Origin of the sequence: Streptomyces sp. NPDC021622, from assembly GCF_040640795.1 — a bacterium.
GTDB lineage: Bacteria > Actinomycetota > Actinomycetes > Streptomycetales > Streptomycetaceae > Streptomyces.
This window is the reverse complement of record NZ_JBFACK010000007.1, coordinates 59,040-78,282: the sequence shown is the minus strand read 5'-3', so window position 1 is coordinate 78,282 and position 19,243 is coordinate 59,040. Positions and strand designations below refer to the sequence as shown.

Below are 19,243 nucleotides of genomic sequence, written 5' to 3'. Positions count from 1 at the left end.
CCCGATCCGGCTAGGGGTAACCCCCCATTGCCGGCCTGCGAAGACGGTGAGGACTGGCGGGCGCGGCGAGCGGAGGGATGATGGAGTGGAACCCGGCCCCTGAGGGAGGCAGAGCACGAGGTGGACGAAGAGATCCTGCCCTTCGCTCCGGTGCACCCCGGGCTGCCGTTCGCCGATGGGGCCGCCGGGGCGCTGCTCGACGCAAAGGGCCGGATCATCGGGTGGACGCCGACGGCGGAGGAACTGTTCTCCCTGCCCGCCGCCAGGGTCTTGGGGCGGCGCCTCCGTGAGCTGCTCAAAGATCCCGGCGCCGGGCCAGGGCCACCGTCCGAGCTGCGGTCAGGAGCCTGGTCCGGAGAGGCCGTGGTGCGTACCGGCGAAGGCGGGGAGCTGAAGGTCGAGTTCCAGGTCCTGCCGCTCAGCGACGCCGGCCCGAGCGCCGGGGCGCCCACGGAGCAGCCGGCCCGGTACTTCGTGCTTGGCGCCCCCGCGAGGACCGCGGACCGGTGGCGGCAGGACCGGGCGTTCACCAGGGAACTGTTCCTGCAGGACCGGCTTGGCCTGGCCGTCTTCGACGAGGAGCTGCGGCTGGTCAGGACGAACACCCATCTGCTCCCGTACACGGGCCTCCCGGAGGACCTGCGAGGGCATCGCCTTGGGGACTTCCTAGAGGCCAAGGACGCCGCGGCCGTCGAGCGGCGGTTGCGGGAGGTACTGCGGACGGGGCTGCCGCTCGTCCGGGTGGAGGAGACCGTCCGGACCATCGAGGACCCCGGGCGCGGCGCGGTGATGGCCATCTCGGCCTTCCGGCTGCAGGCTCCCGACGGGCAGGTCTTCGGCGTGACCGCGCTGTTCACGGACGTCACCGAGATGCGCCGCGCGGGCGAGCGCCTGGCCGTACTGCAGCGTGCGACCGCGGCCGTCGGCGCCTCGCTGTCGGTGGCCGGCACCGCCGAGGACCTGGCCGCCGCACTGGTGCCCGCGCTGGCCGACTTCGCCGTGGTGGAGATCGCGGAGGCCGTGTTCACCGGGGAGGAGCCGGCCCCCGCCCCGGACGGCAGCATGCCCCTGCGCCGGACCGCCGTGGCCGGGCGGACATCGGCGGAGGCCCCCCTCGACAGTCCGGCCGGGGCTCCCCCCGACAGTGTCGTCCTGGCCAGGCCCGACGATCCGGCGAAGCCCGCCGATCTGCTCACCTCGCTGACCGTCCCGCTGAGCGCTCGGGGCAGCGTGCTCGGACGCGTGGCCGTCCACCGCGAGGCAGGCGAAACTCCGTACGAGGAAGCCGACTTGGACCTGCTGCGGGAGATCGCCGGACATGCCGCACTGGCCCTGGACAACGCCCGCCGCTACACCCGCGAACACCGCGCGTCCGTGGGCCTGCAGCGCAGCTTGCTGCCACCCTCACAGGCCGAGACCGTCGCCGTCACCACCGCGGGTGTGTATCTGCCGGCGGACACGGGCACCGGTGTCGGCGGCGACTGGTTCGACGTGATCCCCCTGTCGTCCGCCCGTGTCGCCCTGGTCGCGGGCGACGTCGTCGGCCACGGCCTTGGGGCCACGGCCACGATGGGACGACTGCACACCGCGGTCCGTACCCTCGCCGACCTCGATCTCGAACCGGACGAACTCCTTGAACACCTCGACGATCTGGTCTCCCAGCTCCGCGTGGAGACCGACGAACCCGAGCAGTCCGATGACGCCGCGGAACGCACCCGCCCCCGGCCCGACCCGATCGGCGCCACCTGCCTGTACGCCGTCTACGACCCGGTGTCCCGGCGGTGCAGTGTGGCCTCCGCCGGGCACCCGCCGCCCGCCGTGGCCGCGCAGGACGGGACCGTCACCTTCGTCCCCGTGAACCCCGGACCGCCCTTGGGCGTCAGCGGCGTGCCCTTCGAAGTGGCCGAGGTCGACGTGGAGCCGGAGAGCATCATCGCCCTCTACACCGACGGTCTGATCGAGAGCCGGGAGCGCGACCTCGACGAAGGCATGGCCGAGCTGACCCGCCGTCTTTCACGGCCTGGCGTCTTCGACACCCCGCTGCGGGAACTCGGCCTGGACATCGTCTCCGCACGCCCCTCGCACCATCTGACCGACGACATCACCCTGCTGCTCGCGCGCACCCACGTGCTGCCGCCCGAGGACCAGGTGGTCTGGCCGGTGGCCGCCGACCCGGCCGCCGTCGCCGACGTACGCGAGGCCACCGCCCGGCAACTGGACGCCTGGGGCCTGACGGACCTCGCCTTCACCACCGAACTCGTGCTGAGCGAGCTCGTCACCAACGCCATCACCTACGCCGGCGGCCCGGTCGAGGTACGCCTCATCCGCGCGGGCCGCCTGATCTGCGAGGTCTCCGACCCGAGCGCCACCCAGCCGCGCATGCGCCGCGCCCTGCTGACCGACGAGGGCGGTCGTGGCCTGTACCTGGTCGCCCAGCTCACCACACGGTGGGGCTGCCGCTACACCCGGCAGGGCAAGACGATCTGGGCCGAGCAGGAGATCCCCGACGGGGCGGGCGGCCGCTTCTGCACGTGAACACCCTCCGCGCGCAGCAGTAGGCCGTCCTCCACCAGAAGGCGCTCAGCCCGGTTGTACCAGCTTCGGTCGAAGAGGACGATTTCTCCTGCGGCCCGCTCGCAATTGTCCCCTATTGGGGCCCCGCCAGCCCCTGCTCGCTACCGCCAAGGAGTGGTTCATGACCATCCGAGTCGGCATCAACGGATTCGGCCGCATCGGGCGCACCTGTCTGCGTGCCGCCCTGGAAAGGAGGGAGGGCGAAGGCGGCGATGCCATCGAGGTGGTCGCCGTCAATGACATCGCGCCGCCGGCGACCCTGGCGCACCTGCTGGAGTACGACTCGACGTACGGCAGGCTCCGTCGCGAGCTGACGCACGACGACACTTCGATCACCGTGGACGGGCAGCGCATCGCCGTCTCCGCGGAGCGCGATCCGGCCGTCCTCGACTGGAGCGGACACCGCGCCGACATCGTGATCGAGTCCACCGGGCGCTTCCGGGACCGGGACTCCGCCGCGCTGCACCTCAAGGCGGGGGCGCGCAAGGTGGTGCTCTCCGCGCCGGGCAGGAACGCTGACGCGACCCTCGTCATGGGTGTCAACCACGACACGTACGCATCCGACCGGCACCATGTGGTCTCGGCGGCCTCCTGCACCACGAACTGTGTCGTGCCGATGGTCAGCGTCCTCCACGAGAGCTTCGGCATCGCCAAAGGCCTGATGACCACCATCCACGGCTACACCAACGACCAGGCGCTCCTCGACGGCCCGCACAAGGACCCGCGGCGAGCCCGCTCGGCCGCCCTCAGCATCATCCCGACCAGCACCGGGGCCGCCCGCGCCGTCGGGCTCGTCGTACCCGAACTGGACGGCGCGCTCGACGGGTTGGCCGTGCGGGTGCCGGTCGAGGACGGGTCGCTCACCGATCTGGTGGTGCAGCTGCGGCGCGAGGTGACTGCCGATGAGGTCAACGCGGCGTTCGACGAGGCGGCGGACGGTCGTCTGCGGGGCGTGCTGCGTGTGTCGCACGCGCCGATCGTTTCCCGCGATGTCATCGGCGACCCGGCTTCCTGTGTCTTCGACCCAGCCCTCACCCTGGCGCACGGAGACCTGATCAAGGTCTTCGGCTGGTACGACAATGAATGGGCGTACTGCCAAAGGCTGTTGGACCTGACGTCCTACGTCGCGGCGCGGCTGTGATTCCCGCCGCGCTGAGGGGCGTACGAGGAGTCGTCCTCGACACCGACGGAGTGATCACCGACTCGGCGCGGGTCCATGCCGCGGCGTGGAAGCAGGCCTTTGACGCCTTCTTGGCAGAGCGTCCACCCGAACTGCCCGAGCATCGTCGGCCGTTCGATGCGAGCGAGGACTATCTGCGGTACGTCGACGGCAGGTCACGCAGGGACGGTGCCGCCGCGTTCCTCGCGTCGCGCGGCCTGCGGCCGACCACCCAGGAACTCGAGTCGGTCACCGCCGAGAAGGAGCGGCTGTTCGTCGGCCGGCTGCGGGAGGGCGCCATCGACGCCTATCCGGGCACCATCCGTCTCCTGCACGCCCTGCGCGATGCCGGTCTCGTGCTCGCCGCCGCGTCTGCCTCGCGTCACGCACGTGAACTCATCGTGCGTGCCGGGGTGTTGGAGCTCTTCGACGTGCTCGTCGACGGTGGCGAGGCGGCCCGGCTCGGCCTCGTCGGGAAGCCCGACCCGGCGCTGTTCCTGGAAGCGGCGCACCGCCTGGGCCTGACCGCTGCCGACGCCGCCGTCGTCGAGGACGCGCTGGCCGGTGTCGAGGCGGGACGGCGAGGGGGATTCCGGGTGGTGATCGGTGTCGACAGAAGCGCGACGGAAGACACGAGGTCGGCGCTGCTGCGGCACGGCGCGGACGTCGTGGTCGACGACCTCAAGGAACTGCTCGGCGATGACGAAGACGAAGACGATGGCGAAGCCGAAGTCGAAGGCGGAAGCAGGGGCGGATTGACATGAAGGACCGGATCGCGGATTGGGTCTGGGAATACGAGGGCTATGACCCGGACAAGGAGAAGCTCCGGGAGTCGCTCTGCGCGTTGGGCAATGGTTACTTCGTCACCCGGGGCGCCGCCCCCGAATGCCCGGCGGACGACGTGCACTACGCCGGGACGTACGCGGCGGGCTGCTACAACCGGCTCACCTCGCGCGTAGGGGAGCGGCAAGTCGAGAACGAGGACATGGTCAACCTCCCGGACTGGCTGCCCCTGCGCTACCGCCTGAAGGACCAGGACGGTGCGGGGGAGTGGCTCACCCCGGACTGCGACGCGCTCGTCGCACTGCGGCAGTCCCTCGACCTGCAGGCCGGCGTCCTGGAACGCAACCTGAGGTACGAGGACGGGCACGGGCGAGCGCTGGCGGTGCGACAGCTGCGCATCGTCCACATGGCCGACCCTCATCTCGCGCTCCTGCGCACCGAGTTCACCGCCGAGGGCCCGCCCGTCAGCCTGGAGGTCGAGGCGGCGCTCGACGGGGCCGTCACCAACGCGGGAGTGGCGCGCTACCGGCAGCTGAACTCCGCCCACCTCACGCACGTCCACACCGGAAGCGACGCCGACGCCGACACCGTGTGGCTGCGCTGCCGCACCACCACGTCCGATGTACGCGTGGCCATGGCCGCCCGCACGACGGTGGGCTCCACGAGGGCCGTGCCGCGGTGTGAGGCAGGGCGAGCAGTGCAGTGCTTCGTGCTCGACCTGGAAGCCGGGCGCACCGTCACCGTCGACAAGACGGTCGCCCTGCACACCTCCCGCGACCCGGCGATCAGCGACCCTCTCCAGGCGGCCGTCGACCGGGTCGGCCGGGCGCCCGGCTTCGACGAACTCCTCGACTCGCACCACACCGCATGGGACCAGTTGTGGCGCAGGGCCGAACTCGACGTGCCCGGCGAGGCGGGCCGTATCCTGCGGCTGCACCACTTCCATGTCCTGCAGACGCTCTCCCCGCACACCGCCGACCTGGACGTCGGAGTGCCGGCGCGCGGGCTGCACGGCGAGGCGTACCGCGGCCATGTCTTCTGGGACGAACTGTTCGTCCTGCCCTACCTCAACCTGCACTTCCCCGAGGTCTCGCGCGCACTGCTGACCTACCGGCACCGACGCCTGGAACAGGCGTGCACGGCGGCACGTGACGCCGGCCGTGCGGGGGCGATGTTCCCGTGGCAGAGCGGTAGCGACGGGCGGGAGGAGACACAGCAGCTGCACCTCAACCCGCGTTCGGGGCGCTGGCTGCCGGACAACTCCCGGCTCCAGCACCATGTGGGCTCGGCCGTGGCGTACAACGTGTGGCGCTACTGCGAGGCGAGCGGGGACGCCGAGTTCCTGCACACCAAGGGCGCGGAGATGCTGCTGCAGATCGCCCGTTTCTGGGCGGACTCGGCAACGTACGACGAGAACCTCGGTCGGCACCGAATCCGCGGGGTGGTGGGTCCCGACGAGTACCACGACGCCTACCCCGACGCGTCGGAGCCGGGGCTCGACGACAACGCGTACACGAATGTCACGGCGGCCTGGGTCCTCGCCAGGGCGCTGGAGGTGCTGCGTGCTCTGCCCGAGCCGCGCAGGCGGGAACTCGTGGAGAGGATCGGGCTCGAGGGCGGCGAGATCGAACTGTGGGAGGACGTGTCGCGCACCCTGCATGTGCCGTTCCACGAGGGGGTGATCAGCCAGTTCGAGGGATACGGCGATCTGGCGGAGCTGGACTGGGACGGATACCGCGCCCGCTACGGCGACATCCGCCGCCTCGACCGGATCCTGGAGGCCGAGGACGACACGGTCAACCGCTACCAGGCCTCCAAGCAGGCCGATGTGCTGATGCTTGGCTACCTCTTCTCCCCGGCCGAACTCCGTTCCCTCTTCGACCGGTTGGGGTACGCACTCGACGCGGACACCTGGCAGCGCACGGTCGACCACTACCTGCGGCGGACCAGCCACGGTTCCACGCTCAGCGGCCTCGTGCACGGCTGGGTCCTTGCCAGGGTGCGGCGCGCGGGAGCCTGGAAGTTCGTTCAGGAGGCGCTGGAGGGCGACATCGCCGACCTCCAGGGCGGCACCACCGGCGAGGGCATCCACCTCGGCGCCATGGCGGGCACGCTCGACCTCGTGCAACGGGGTCTCACCGGCCTGGAGGCGCGGGGCGGCGCCCTCTGGCTGGACCCGGTGCCGCTCCCGGAACTCTCCGAGTACGGCTTCGCACTGCGCTACCGGGGGCACTGGGGCATTCGGCTGCGCATGCGACCGGGCAGGCTGCACATCGCCGTGCCCGCATCCGACCGCTCGCCCATCGACATCGAACTACCGGGCCGGGCCGTCTCCGTCGCACCGGGGGAGTCGTGTGACCTGTCGTTGCCCGAGTGAAGCGAAGGGGCGAACCGACCGGTGCGTTCGGAGGGTCAGCCGGTCCAGGTCCAGTCGGCGACCTCGGGGAGGTCGGTGCCGTGTGTGCGGATCCAGGAGTGGTGGCGGGTGCGGTTGTCGGCCATGGCCTGGCGGACGGCCGCGGCGCGTACGGCGAGTCCCGGGACCCGGTCGATGACGTCCATGACCAGGCGGTAGCGGTCCAGGTCGTTGCGGACGACCATGTCGAACGGCGTGGTCGTGGTGCCCGCCTCCTTGTAGCCGCGGACATGCAGGTTGCCGTGTCCGGTGCGGCGGTAGGCGAGGCGGTGGATCAGCCAGGGATAGCCGTGGTAGGCGAAGATGACGGGTTTGTCGGGGGTGAAGAGCGCGTCGTACTCGGAGTCGGGCATGCCGTGCGGGTGTTCCTCGCGGGGCAGCAGGCGGGTCATGTCGACGACGTTGACCACGCGGACGGCCAGATCGGGAAGGCATTGACGGAGCAGTCCGGCGGCGGCCAGGACCTCCTGGGTGGGGACATCGCCCGCGCAGGCCAGTACGACGTCCGGTTCGCGGCCGCCGTTCTCGGTGCCTGCCCACTCCCAGATGCCCGCACCACGGGCACAGTGGACGCGGGCCTCGTCCAGCGAAAGCCAGTCGAGACAGGGCTGCTTGCCCGCCACGACGACATTGACGTAGTCGCGGCTCTGCAGGACGTGTTCGGCGACGGAGAGCAGGGTGTTCGCGTCCGGCGGGAGGTAGACGCGGACGACCTCGGGGCTCTTGTTGAGTACGTGGTCGACGAAGCCGGGGTCCTGATGCGAGAAGCCGTTGTGGTCCTGGCGCCAGACGTGCGATGTCAGCAGGTAGTTGAGGGACGGGACCGGCGCGCGCCAGGGCAGTGAACGCGAGGTCTTCAGCCACTTGATGTGCTGGTTGACCATCGAGTCGACGATGTGGACGAAGGCTTCGTAGGAGGAGAAGAGACCGTGACGGCCGGTGAGGGTGTAGCCCTCGAGCCAGCCCTGGCAGAGGTGTTCGGAGAGGATCTCCGCGACCCGCCCGTCCGGGGCGAGGTGCTCGTCGGTGTCCAGGGTCTGGGCCTGCCAGGCCTTGCCGGTGACGTCGAAGAGCGCGCCGAGCCGGTTGGAGTCGGTCTCGTCAGGACCCACGACCCGGAAGTCACGGCGCTCGGCGGTCTCCGCCATGACCTGGGCGATGAGACCGCCGAGTACCCGCGTGGGTTCGTGCAGGGCGGATCCCGGTTTCTCGACGGGGACGGCGAAATGCTCGAGGGGCGGGAGGGGAAGCGCGCGGGTGAGCAGGCCGCCGTTGGCGTGCTGGGTGGCGCCAAGACGTCGTCGGCCATCAGGGATGCAGGCGAGCACCTCGGGGGTGGGGCGGCCGTGCTTGTCGAAGAGTTCCTCCGGCCGGTAGGAGCGCAGCCACGTCTCCAACTGGGCCAGGTGGTCGGGGTTTTCGCGTACGCCGGAGAGCGGCACCTGGTGGGAGCGCCAGGTTCCCTCGACCGGCACGCCGTCCACGGCTGCGGGGCCCGTCCAGCCCTTGGGCGTGCGCAGCACGATCACCGGCCAGCGCGCGCGGCCTTGCGCGCCGCCGTTGCGGGCGGTCTGCTGGATGGCGGTGATGCGTTCCAGGGCCTGGTCCATGGCCTTGGCCATCGCTTGGTGGACCTTGCGCGGGTCGTCGCCGGCGACGTGCAGCGGTTCGTGGCCGTATCCCTTGAGGAGGGCGTCCAGTTCGGACTCGGGGATACGGGAGAGCACCGTCGGATTGGCGATCTTGTAGCCGTTGAGGTGGAGGATGGGCAGGACCGCGCCGTCGTGGACCGGGTCGAGGAACTTGTTGGAGTGCCAGGAGGCGGCGAGCGGTCCCGTCTCGGCCTCGCCGTCACCGATGACGCAGGCGACGAGGAGGCGCGGGTTGTCGAAGGCGGCTCCGTAGGCGTGCGCGAGGGAGTAGCCCAGCTCGCCGCCCTCGTGGATCGAGCCGGGCGTCTCCGGGGCCACATGGCTCGGCACGCCGCCGGGGAAGGAGAACTGCCGGAACAGCTTCGCCATGCCTGACGCGTCCCGGGTGATGTCGGGGTACGTCTCGCTGTAGGAGCCCTCGAGCCAGGAGTTGGCGAGGACCGCGGGGCCGCCGTGCCCCGGACCCCACACGCACAGCGCGTCCAGACCGTGTTCCTGGATGAGGCGGTTGAGGTGGGTGTGCACGAGGTTGAGCCCGGGGGAGGTGCCCCAGTGGCCGAGCAGGCGAGGCTTGATGTGCTCGGGCCGCAGCGGTTCGGTCAGCAGGGGGTTGCTCATCAGGTAGATCTGGCCCACGGCAAGGTAGTTCGCCGCGCGCCAGTGGGCGTCCAGGGTCGACAGTCGTACGTGTGCCATGGGTGCCTCCCGCGTCTCGTGTGGGGTGTGTCAGGGAGTAACGGTGCTGTGGTCAGATCTGGGTGTCTGGGCGTACGGCGCTCTGGTCAGATCTGGGGTGTCAGGGCGTACGGCGCCGTGGTCAGACGTGTGGGACGACGGCCACCGGACAGGCCGCGTGGTGCAGCACGGCGTGGTTGACAGGGCCGAGTTGCATGCCGACGTGCCCCTTGCGGCGGCGGGCGCCGACCACCAGGAGATCGGCCGTGCGGGCGGCGTCGAGGAGGGCGGTGCGCGCGTGCCCTTCGACGGTCCGGCCGCGGACCGTCATGCCGGAGCGGGCGGCCGCCGCCGCGCCCCGCACGGCCTCCTCGACGAGCTGCTCGGCCCGGCGCCGATGGTCGTCGTCCGTCGGGGCGGGGACGTCGGGCATCTCCCGGGCGGGGCAGCGCCAGGCGTGAACGGCGATCACGGCGGCGTCCCGCACCTGAGCCTCGTGCAGGGCGAACCGCACCGCGTGGGCGGCCTCTTCGGGATCGTCCACGCCGACCGCGACGGTACCGAGTCCGCCGGTCGCCTTCCCTTCGGAGCCGCGTACGACGATCACCGGTGAGGCGGCGTGCGCGGCGACGGACAGACTCACCGAGCCGAGCAGCAGTTCCGCGAGTTCACCGCGCCCGCGACGGCCGACGACGACGCCGCCGGCCTCCGCGCTCAGCTGCGCCAGTGCGGCGGCCGGATCCTCGGACACCACCTCGCTCGTCACTTTCACCATAGACGTGCGGCGCAGGGTGCGCTCCACTGCCGAGGCGACGATGTGGTCCGAGAGGGCCTGCACGGACGAGCGGTTGATGCCGAATGACGGCTCGTGTCCTTCGTACCACTCCCACCGCGACGCATGGACGATACGCAGCGGTACCCCGTGCGCCGTGGCCTCGTCCACGGCCCAGTCCAGTGCGGCCAGGCTCGGATCCGAGCCGTCGACTCCGACGATCAGGGGCTTGTCCACGATGCCACCACCTTCCGGCATGCCCCTGGCAGGGGCTCCGCTTCGGACGGTTCCACGGAGGAGGCCGGCCAGGGGAGGGGTGAATCGGCCGCACACGCGCACCCCGCCCACCCCGGACGCGTCCCGGACCGCCTGGTGGTGAACGGTGAGGACCCTGGAGCGGCTCCGCCCCTGGGCCTACACGCCGGACCACCGGCCGCAGCGGCGGGAAGCGGTCGCGACGGCGGGCAGACCGGCAAGCCCTGCTCGACCTTTCGGGTGCGAACGCCCCTGGGGCGATGCGTCCAGTGGCGGTCCGCTTTCACTGGAGACACGATGAACATCACGTCTGGGAGGTAATTGTCTTGTCTGTGCAGCAACCACCCACTGTCGAGGCTGCGGCTTCCGTTCTGCCGGAACGCGGCCCCGGCCCGGTGAAGGTCACGCTCAAGGTCAACGGGGTCGAGCGGTCTGTGGAGATCGAGCCGCGGGTCAGCCTGCTGGACGCGCTGCGTGAGCACCTGCACCTCACGGGTGCGAAGAAGGGGTGTGACCAGGGAACCTGCGGTGCGTGCACGCTCTGGGTCGACGATCGGCGCGTCCTGGGATGCCTGACTCTCGCGATCGCCTGCGAGGGCCGCGAGGTGACGACGATCGAGGGCCTGGCCAAGCACGAGGAACTCGATGCCATGCAGACCGCGTTCATCGCCGAGGACGCGTTCCAGTGCGGCTACTGCACCCCTGGCCAGATCATGTCGGCAGCCGCGCTCCTCAAGGAGGGGCACGCAGGCGGCGACGCCGAGATCCGGGAGTGGATGAGCGGCAACATCTGCCGCTGCGCCGCGTACCCGCATATTCGCGCCGCCATCCGCGCGGTCCGCGACGGATCCTAGGGAGACCAGAGTTGCGGCCCATCAGCTATTCGCGTGCGAGCGACGTCACCGGTGCCATCGCCACCGTGACGGCGGACCCCACCAGCGACTTCCTGGCCGGCGGGACAACCGAGATCGATCTGCTCCGTCAGAACGTTCTGCAGCCGCGTCGGCTCGTCGACATCAACGATCTGCCGCTCACCCAGATCGAGGACCGCCCGGACGGCGGCGTGTACATCGGCGCCGTGGCGCGTATGAGCGATGTCGCAGAGGCCCCAGGTGTGCGCGAGCGGTTCCCCATGATGGCGGAAGCACTCGTGCTCGGCGCGTCGGCACAACTGCGGCACATGGCCACCATGGGCGGCAACATGATGCAGCGGGTCCGCTGCGGATACTTTCGCGACGCCGTCTCCCCATGCAACAAACGCGACCCGGGGAGCGGTTGCAGCGCCATCGACGGCTTCAACCGCGGTCACGCCATCCTGGGTGCCGGCGACTCATGCATCGCCACCCACCCCTCCGACGTCGCCGTGGCACTGATGGCCCTCGAAGCCCGCATCCACACCGAGGGAGCCTCGGGCAGGCGCGTCTACGACATCGACGACTTCTTCCGGCTGCCCGGTGACACGCCCCACCTCGAGCACCCCCTGGCACACGGCGAACTCATCGTCGGCATCGAGGTGCCCTACACGCCCGTCGCCGCCAATGCGCTGTATCTGAAGGTGCGCGACCGTGAGTCGTACGAGTTCGCGCTGGCCTCCGTGGCGGTCGGCGTGACCACCTCGGACGGTGTCATCAGGGATGCACGCCTTGCACTGGGCGGAGTGGCCACCAAGCCGTGGCGGGCACGGCGAGCGGAGGAGATTCTGCGCGGAGCACCCGCGGACCGGGAGACGTTCATGCGCGCCGCCCGCGAGGAACTCGCCGCTGCGCGGACCACACCGCTCAACGAATTCAAGGTCGAGCTGGCCCAGCGGACGATGGTCCGCGCACTGGAGACCCTCACGAACCCGGAGCGTCCCTCATGACCACGGCAACTCCGCCGGCAATCGGACAGCCCACCGACCGGGTCGACGGCCGCCACAAGGTCTCCGGCACCGCGCGCTACTCCGCGGACTACGCACTCGACAACATGTCCTACGCCTTCCTGGTCGGAGCGCGTGTGCCGAGCGGCCGGATCACCGCCATCGATGCCTCCGAGGCGCTGGCCTCCGAAGGGGTACTGGCGGTCCTCACACACGAGAACCTGCCCAAGACCGCCACCCAGCCGCCGCTGATCCCCTCGCTGGCCGGCATGCCGGCCCCCGGCCAGACCTTCTTCCCCATGCAGGACGACGTCGTCCACTACACGGGCCAGCCCGTCGCCGTCGTCGTGGCCGACACACTGGAGCGCGCACAGCACGCGGCCGCGCTCGTACGCGTCACCTATGAGGAGACGCCGTCGGTCACGACGCTCGACCAGGGCCGCGATCAGGCGTACGAGCCCGAGGCGATCTTCGCGGGCTTCATCCCCGGCCGTAACCGACGCGGAGACATCGACGCGGGACTCGCCCGGGCCGACGTGCGGATCGATGCCGCGTACGCCTTCGCGGCCAACAACCACAACCCGATCGAGCCGTCGGCCACCACCGCAGTGTGGGACGGTGACGAGCTCACTCTTCATGACGCGACACAAGGGGTGGCGGCCACCCAGCTCACCGTCGCCGCGCTGCTGGGGCTCACCCCGTCCAAGGTCCGGGTCATCTCCCACTTCGTCGGCGGCAGCTTCGGCTGCAAGGCCATGATCTGGGCGCACCCGGCGCTCAGCGCGCTCGCCGCGCGCCACGTCGGGCGACCGGTCAAACTCGCCCTGACGCGCGAGCAGATGTTCACTTCGGTCGGCCACCGTGAAGAGCAGGAGCAGCGCATCACCCTCGGCGCGACCAAGGAGGGCCGCCTCACCGCACTGCGCCACCACAAGCTGTCGCCCACCTCCCACTTCGACGACTGGGCCGAACCATCCCTCGGAGTCGCATCCCAGATCTACGCCTGTCCGAACTACGAAGGCGTCTACGAGCTGATTCGCGCCAACACCATGACGCCCACCTTCATGCGTGCCCCGGGTGAGGCGTCAGGCATGTTCGCCCTCGAAAGCGCGATGGACGAACTCGCCCATCAACTGGGCCTCGACCCCGTCGAGTTGCGGCTGCGCAATCACACCGACGTCGATCCCGACACCGGCAATCCCTGGTCGAGCGACGGGCTCCCCGAGTGCCTGCGGCGCGGTGCCGAGCGGTTCGGCTGGCAGCGCCGCAACCCCGAACCCCGTTCGCACCGCGACGGGAACTGGCTCATCGGCTACGGCATGGCCACCGCCGGCTATCCCGTCTACGGGCCGAACAACCCGCAACGGGCCCGCGCCCGGATCTACGCCGATGGAAGCGCCGTAGTCCAAGCCGCAACGCCCGACTTCGGCACCGGCGTTGCCACGGTGATGACTCAGGTCGCGGCCGACGCGCTCGGCATCCCGATCGAGCACTGCCGTTTCGAGGGCGGCGACACCACGCTGCCCAACATCGCCGCCGCTGTCGGCTCGTCCGGCTCCGGCATGATCAGCGCCGCCGTCCACACCGCGGCCACCAACCTGCGCGACCAGCTCATCGCCCAGGCCGTCGCCGACACCCAATCGCCGCTGCACGGCGCCGCCCCCGACTCGATCACCGTACGGGGCGGCCGCATGATGCTGCGCAGTCGGCCCGACACCGGGGAAAGCTACGGCGAGTTGCTGCAGCGCAACTTCCTGCCCGACCTCGAAGCGGTGGGGGCGTGGTCTCCCACACCCCAGACCGCCAACTACGGACTGATGACCTTCGGCGCCCAGTTCGCCGAGGTCGCCGTCGACGCCGACCTCGGCGTGGTCCGAGTACGTCGGATGGTCGGCGCCTTCGCCCCCGGACGGGTCCTCAACCCCAAGACGGCCCGCAGCCAACTGATGGGCGGCATGATCTGGGGTCTTGGCCAGGCGCTCCTCGAAGCCAACTACATGGACCCGCGCCGCGGCCGCTGGGTCGCCTCCAGCCTGGGCGACTATCTGATCCCGGTCAACGCCGACGCCCCCGATGTCGACGTGGAACTCATCGAGGTCGAGGACAAGATCGTCAACCCGCTCGGCGTCAAGGGCGTCGGAGAAGTGGGCCAGGTCGGCGCGGCCGCAGCCATCGCCAATGCGATCCACCACGCCACCGGTCGACGCGTACGCAAAATGCCCATCACCCTTGAAGACATGCTCTGAGCAGGGCCTTGGCGCAAGCAGGATCGTCGCTCTTGAAGAGGACATCACCACCGCGGCAGGCATCGGCACCGCACTCGGGTTCCGCGTGGTGGTCACCGACCGGGCAACCGGGCGGTGCCAGTACGTCTCCGAGAACTACAGCCTCTCCTGATCGGCCCGAGTCGTACGGGTGACAGGTGAGGTCAGTGGCGTTCCGTGGAGTCACGGCGCCGCAGCAGCTGGGCGGTGACGAAGGCGGTGACCGAGGCGGTGACGATCAGCGGCATCTGGTTGTACGCGTCGCCGCCGAGCAGCAGGACCGCGAGGACGGCGCTGGTGAGCGGCAGTCCGGTGATGCTCGCTGCCGCGGCCGCCAGACCGAGGGCCAGGCCCGGTGTCGTACCGAGTCCGGGGAGCCCGGAGCAGGCGATGCCGATCGCGGCGCCGATGAGCGCGGCGGGGAAGACGGGGCCGCCGCGCATGCTGCCCAGGCTGATGCCCCAGGCCAGTGCCTTGCACACGATGAGGGCGAGCAGTGCCGCCACCGACCAGTCGTGCGGCTCGGCGGCCAACTGGCCGAGGGCCGCCTGCCCCGACAGGGCGGCTTCCTCGGGCGAGCGGTCGGTCAGCAGGGCGTACGCGCTCAGGCAGCAGCCGACGGCCAGCGCGCACAGGACCGTGCGGCGGGCGGTGTGCTGCGACGTCCATGCCGCCGTGCGGTAGCCGAGGTCACGGGCGACGGTGAGCACGGCGGCGATCAGGACGGCGGCGGGGACGCCCCACAGGAAGTCGCCCACGTCCGGGTTGACGTTCGGCGGCAGATGGGGGAGCCGCAGGCCGCCGACCGAGAGGCCGGTCCAGTTGCCGAACCCGGTGAAGACGAGCGCGCCCGTCGCGCTGGCGAGCAGGCAGGGCAGCAGCAGGACGACCAGCTGGGTGCTGCCGAGCCCGGCGGCCTCGACGACCATCACGGAGGCCACCACCGGACCCCCGAGGATCGTCGAGATCGCCGCGGTGGAGCCGGTGGTGGCGAGTACGGCCGTGGCCCTGGGGTCGGGCGCCTGCTTGAGGGTGCGTACGGCCAGGAGCGCCAGCGCGCTGCCGACCGCCATGAGCGGCGCCTCGGGACCGAGCACGATGCCCAGCGGGAGGGTCGCGAGCGCGGCAAGGGCGACGCCCGGCAGTTCAGCCGGCCCGATGGGCGCACCGCCCCCGAGGCCGTGCACGGGCAGATGGCCACCGCCGCCCGGCAGCCGGGTCACGACCGTCGCGAGGATAAGACCGGCGAGCAGCAGCGCGGGCAGCGGCCACCACCAGGGGGCGCGGTCGTATCCGAGGGCCTCGGGCAGCGCCTCCCACACGCCGTGCTGCAACTCGTGCTGGAGGCTCACGAAGAAGAAGCAGGCCAGCGCGATCGGCATCCCGAGCAGCACACAGAGCAGCAGCAGCCGCCGATAGCCGCGGCTGAGCAGCGTGGCGCGCAAGGTGGCGACGGGCTGCTCGGGCTCGGCGGCCGCGGGGGTGCTCGTCCGACCGACGGCGTCACCCATGCAAGGCCCCCTGGACTTCGCCGTACGGCGGTTGGCGTTGGCAGCAGATGGGCCTCAGTAAAGAATGAGAGCGCAACCCGCGCATCTCGGGGAGCTGCTCAGTGCGCCGCCCCCGGCCAGCCGTCGCCGCACGGCCCGCCGCCCGTCGCCGCGGCCACGGTGACGTCGGTCCCATCCGGTGCCACCAACGGCAGGTACCACTGGGCGATCTCCACGGAGGTCTGCGGTACGTAGTGGAAGATCAGCGACATGCGGAAGCGGTCCTCCGTGGTGTTGGGCAGCGAGCCGTGCACCAAGCTGCCGTGGAAGAACAGGACATCGCCGGCGCGCATCACCGTCTGCACGGTCGTCAGGCCTGCCGGGGGACGCACCAGACCGGTCGTGAACGACTCCTGGTCGTCGGCGGTCTCGGGGCACACCACCTCCATGGTGTGCGAGCCGGGGACCACGGACAGCGCGCCATTGGCCGCGTCGCAGTCGTCGATCGCGATCCACGCGGCGATGCACGTCTCCGGATGGGCCCGGAGGAAGTAGTTGTCCTGGTGCAGCGCCTGGCCGCGTGCGGAGGGCGGCTTGAAGTAGAACATCGACTGCGCCCCGAAGGCCGGGCCGATCAGTTCGGTGACGATGTCCAGGATGCGGGGGTCGGTCATCAGCCGGCGGGCGATCGAACCGACTTCCAGGTCCGGGTGCCGGTGCGGCTGCATGAAGCGCGGGAAGCGGGCCAGGACGTCGCCCTCGGCGAGGCCGTCCCGCGCGCCCAGGCGGTGCCGGTCCCGTACGACCTGATCCATGAACGCCGAGCGGATCGTCTCGGCCTCGCCGGAGCCGAGCAGACCGTCGACCTGGACCATGCCGTCGGCGGCGTAGCGCTCGGCCCGTTGCGACGCCGGGGCTGTATCGAGTGTCATGTTCTCCATCGTGTGCACCGGCCCCGTGGCCGGGAATCGGACTTCGAGGACTTCACATGGAAGATGCTGCCGCGGGGGGTGAGGCCAGGACGCGTCCAGGTGGCGCGCGGGCGCGTCCGCAGGTCGTCGCCACGTCCGAGAACCGGGTCGTCGCGGGCCGGCTCGCGGCAGGACGCGACTACCGGACCGTGCGGCACTCCGGCACGGACGACTGGCTGCTGCTGTTCACCTGCCGGGGGCGTGGCCGGATCAGGAGCGAGGGGGCGGCCGACGTACCCGCCGACGGCAGGTCCTTCGTCGCGATCGCGCCCCGCACGCCTCACGACTACGGCACCGACCCCGCGGCCGGAGACTGGCTCCTGCTCTGGGCCCATGTCCAGCCGCAGCCCGAGTGGCTCGCCCTGCTCGACTGGCCGCGGGCCGCGCCCGGCGTGGGACGCGTGCTGCTGCCCGACCCGCTCGCCGACCGCGTGGCCGCCGCGCTGACCCGAGCCGTGTCCCTGAGCAACAGCGCGCTGGCGAACTCCGCGCTCTTCGGCGTCAACGCGGTGGAAGAGGCGCTGTTGTGGTGCGACACACAGAATCCCCGGGGCGAGCGGATGGACCCACGCCTGCTGGCCGTCCTTGAGCACCTGAGCACCTGCCTTGCCGCCCCGCACACCGTGCGGTCCCTGGCGCGCGTCGCCGGCCTTTCGGAGTCCCGCCTCTCGCGCCTGTTCACCGCCCAGTTCGGGACGAGTGTCATGGCGCACGTCGAAGAGCGCCGCATGGACGTGGCGTGCCGGCTGCTGCGCCTTTCGTCCCTGCCGGTGCGCGAGGTCGCCCGGCAGGTCGGGTACAACGACCCGCTCTACTTCTCCACGCGGTTCCGGCGTGCCCTGGGGTGCTCGCCGTCGGCGTACCGCGATGCCGTCTGAACCCTTGCGTTGCGTCTGCAGGCCGGCCTCACGCCGGAAATTCGGGTGACCCCGGGATCCGGGCGCGTTACCGTCGGCCCTATGAACGTCACCGGCCCGAGCACCACCGCGACCGCGCGAGCGACCAGCTCGCCGGTTGCCGCCGTCTGACGTACTTCCCCCTTTCCACCGGCGACCGGAAACGGTCCGCCGGTGCTTCTGTGGCCCTCCCGCCCGTGCCGCTCCACGGACCGTCCTCCGGTGCCTCCCCGCTGCGCACGCGAAGGAGCCACCCCATGAACACCGAACAGATCGTCCGTACGTTCGTCGAGTACTTCGAGGACCGCGGTCACCGCCGGATCACCGGCTCGACGCTGCTGCCACCGACCGGTGACCCGGTCCTGTTCACCACCTCGGGCATGCATCCCCTCACCCCGTACCTGGAGGGGCGCCCGCATCCGCTGGGCAGCCGGCTGGTCAATGTGCAGCGCTGTCTGCGCACCACGGACCTGGACGAGGTCGGCGACTCCACCCATCTGACGGTCTTCGAGATGCTGGGCACCTGGTCGCTCGGCGACTACGAGGGCCCCATGAGCCTCGACTGGGGCTATGGGCTGCTCACCGAGGGATTCGGCATCGATCCCGGTCTGCTGCACGCCACGGTCTTCGGCGGCGACGATCAAATCGGCCTGGACACCGCCTCCTTGGAGCTGTGGCAGGAGCGCGGAGTGCCGGTGGAGCTCACCGTCGAGGACAACTGGTGGTCCAACGGGCCGACCGGTCCGTGCGGCCCCGACTCGGAGATCTTCATCTGGACCGGCGCCACCCCGCCCGAGTCGACGCCGACGGGCGACGACCGCTGGGTGGAACTGTGGAACCACGTGATGATGCGTCATCGCCGGCTCGTCGACGGTTCGCTCGTGCCGCTCCCGCAGCGCAACATCGACACCGGGCTCGGCCTGGAACGGCTGGCCACTGTGCTGCAGGGGCGGACGTCGGTGTTCGAGTGCGACCTCTTCGACCCCTGGCGTCGCCTCGTGCCGGCCCTGTGGCGACTGGACGAACCGTCGCTGCGGCTGGTCTGCGACCACCTGCGCTCGGCCATGGTGGTGATCGGCGACGGGGTGCGCCCGGCCAACACCGGCCGCGGCTATGTGCTGCGCCGGCTGGTACGCCGCGTACTCACCGTGCTGTGGCGGGACGACCCTTCGTGCGGCCTCGGAGACCTGCCGGACGAACTCGTCCTGCACACCCTCGACCACTTCCGCCAGGAGGTGGACACGGACGAGGTGCGCCGGGTGCTGCTCGGGGAGGAGCGCCGCTTCCGCCGGCTCCTGGAGCGCGGCCGGCAGGTGCTGGCCCGGCCCCGGTTCCGCGGCCCGCTGGACGAGGAGGACCTCCACTACCTTCACGACACCCACGGACTGCCGCGCGACCTCGTCCTGAGCCTGCGCCCGGAGTGATCCGGGGGGCATCCGGAGGGAGCGTACTGGGGCTGTCCCCAGGGGAGTTCGGCC

Annotated in this window: 13 protein-coding genes and 1 pseudogene; 10 read left to right on the top strand and 4 right to left on the bottom strand. The window is 70.8% G+C overall.

Going from position 1 to position 19,243, the window contains the following annotated elements; genetic code table 11:
- Positions 1-120 precede the first annotated feature (120 nt).
- The 4 genes from AB0G47_RS15755 (at position 121) to AB0G47_RS15740 (ending at position 6,893) form a co-directional block, all read left to right on the top strand.
- Positions 121-2,535 (top strand): SpoIIE family protein phosphatase, encoded by a 2,415-nt coding sequence (locus tag AB0G47_RS15755; RefSeq protein ID WP_360769258.1) that lies wholly within the window; start codon positions 121-123, stop codon positions 2,533-2,535.
- A 160-nt stretch (positions 2,536-2,695) separates the two neighbouring features.
- The gene (gap, locus tag AB0G47_RS15750; RefSeq protein WP_360769255.1) at positions 2,696-3,715 is read left to right on the top strand and encodes a type I glyceraldehyde-3-phosphate dehydrogenase; all 1,020 of its coding nucleotides are present in this window, start codon (positions 2,696-2,698) and stop codon (positions 3,713-3,715) included.
- Positions 3,712-4,497 (top strand): HAD-IA family hydrolase, encoded by a 786-nt coding sequence (locus AB0G47_RS15745; protein ID WP_360769252.1) that lies wholly within the window; start codon positions 3,712-3,714, stop codon positions 4,495-4,497. Before gap ends, AB0G47_RS15745 begins: the two co-directional genes overlap by 4 nt.
- The gene (locus AB0G47_RS15740; protein ID WP_360769249.1) at positions 4,494-6,893 is read left to right on the top strand and encodes a glycosyl hydrolase family 65 protein; all 2,400 of its coding nucleotides are present in this window, start codon (positions 4,494-4,496) and stop codon (positions 6,891-6,893) included. The genes AB0G47_RS15745 and AB0G47_RS15740 overlap by 4 nt, the downstream gene beginning before the upstream one ends.
- A 35-nt stretch (positions 6,894-6,928) precedes the next feature.
- Here AB0G47_RS15740 and AB0G47_RS15735 read toward each other — a convergent pair.
- Together AB0G47_RS15735 and AB0G47_RS15730 are read right to left on the bottom strand one after the other, a co-directional pair.
- A pseudogene (locus AB0G47_RS15735) lies at positions 6,929-9,286 on the bottom strand (phosphoketolase family protein); the annotation flags it as partial.
- A gap of 115 nt (positions 9,287-9,401) precedes the next feature.
- Entirely contained in the window at positions 9,402-10,268 is an 867-nt protein-coding gene (locus tag AB0G47_RS15730; protein ID WP_360769246.1) for a universal stress protein, read from the bottom strand.
- Between the two features lie 344 nt (positions 10,269-10,612).
- Between AB0G47_RS15730 and AB0G47_RS15725 the strand changes: the two genes are divergently transcribed.
- Genes AB0G47_RS15725 through AB0G47_RS15710 form a run of 4 tightly spaced genes read left to right on the top strand, consistent with a single transcriptional unit; the run spans position 10,613 to position 14,541 of the window.
- The gene (locus AB0G47_RS15725; protein WP_360769243.1) at positions 10,613-11,140 is read left to right on the top strand and encodes a (2Fe-2S)-binding protein; all 528 of its coding nucleotides are present in this window, start codon (positions 10,613-10,615) and stop codon (positions 11,138-11,140) included.
- Between the two features lie 11 nt (positions 11,141-11,151).
- The gene (locus AB0G47_RS15720; protein WP_360769240.1) at positions 11,152-12,147 is read left to right on the top strand and encodes a xanthine dehydrogenase family protein subunit M; all 996 of its coding nucleotides are present in this window, start codon (positions 11,152-11,154) and stop codon (positions 12,145-12,147) included.
- Positions 12,144-14,390, top strand: coding sequence for a xanthine dehydrogenase family protein molybdopterin-binding subunit (locus AB0G47_RS15715; RefSeq protein ID WP_360769236.1), 2,247 nt, complete (start codon positions 12,144-12,146; stop codon positions 14,388-14,390). Before AB0G47_RS15720 ends, AB0G47_RS15715 begins: the two co-directional genes overlap by 4 nt.
- Complete coding sequence (locus tag AB0G47_RS15710) at positions 14,374-14,541, top strand: hypothetical protein (RefSeq protein ID WP_360769233.1); 168 nt, start codon at positions 14,374-14,376, stop codon at positions 14,539-14,541. Before AB0G47_RS15715 ends, AB0G47_RS15710 begins: the two co-directional genes overlap by 17 nt.
- A 31-nt stretch (positions 14,542-14,572) precedes the next feature.
- On the opposite strand, the gene AB0G47_RS15705 is transcribed toward AB0G47_RS15710, so the two are convergent.
- Positions 14,573-15,919 (bottom strand): chloride channel protein, encoded by a 1,347-nt coding sequence (locus tag AB0G47_RS15705; RefSeq protein WP_360769231.1) that lies wholly within the window; start codon positions 15,917-15,919, stop codon positions 14,573-14,575.
- Between the two features lie 98 nt (positions 15,920-16,017).
- Entirely contained in the window at positions 16,018-16,830 is an 813-nt protein-coding gene (locus tag AB0G47_RS15700; protein WP_360769228.1) for a phytanoyl-CoA dioxygenase family protein, read from the bottom strand.
- A gap of 56 nt (positions 16,831-16,886) precedes the next feature.
- On the opposite strand from AB0G47_RS15700, the gene AB0G47_RS15695 reads away from it, so the two are divergent.
- Positions 16,887-17,747, top strand: coding sequence for a helix-turn-helix domain-containing protein (locus AB0G47_RS15695; RefSeq protein ID WP_360769225.1), 861 nt, complete (start codon positions 16,887-16,889; stop codon positions 17,745-17,747).
- Positions 17,748-18,022: 275 nt separating this feature from the next.
- Positions 18,023-19,189: an alanine--tRNA ligase-related protein gene (locus tag AB0G47_RS15690; RefSeq protein ID WP_360769222.1), complete on the top strand. Its 1,167-nt coding sequence runs from the start codon at positions 18,023-18,025 to the stop codon at positions 19,187-19,189.
- The last annotated feature ends 54 nt before the right edge of the window (positions 19,190-19,243 follow it).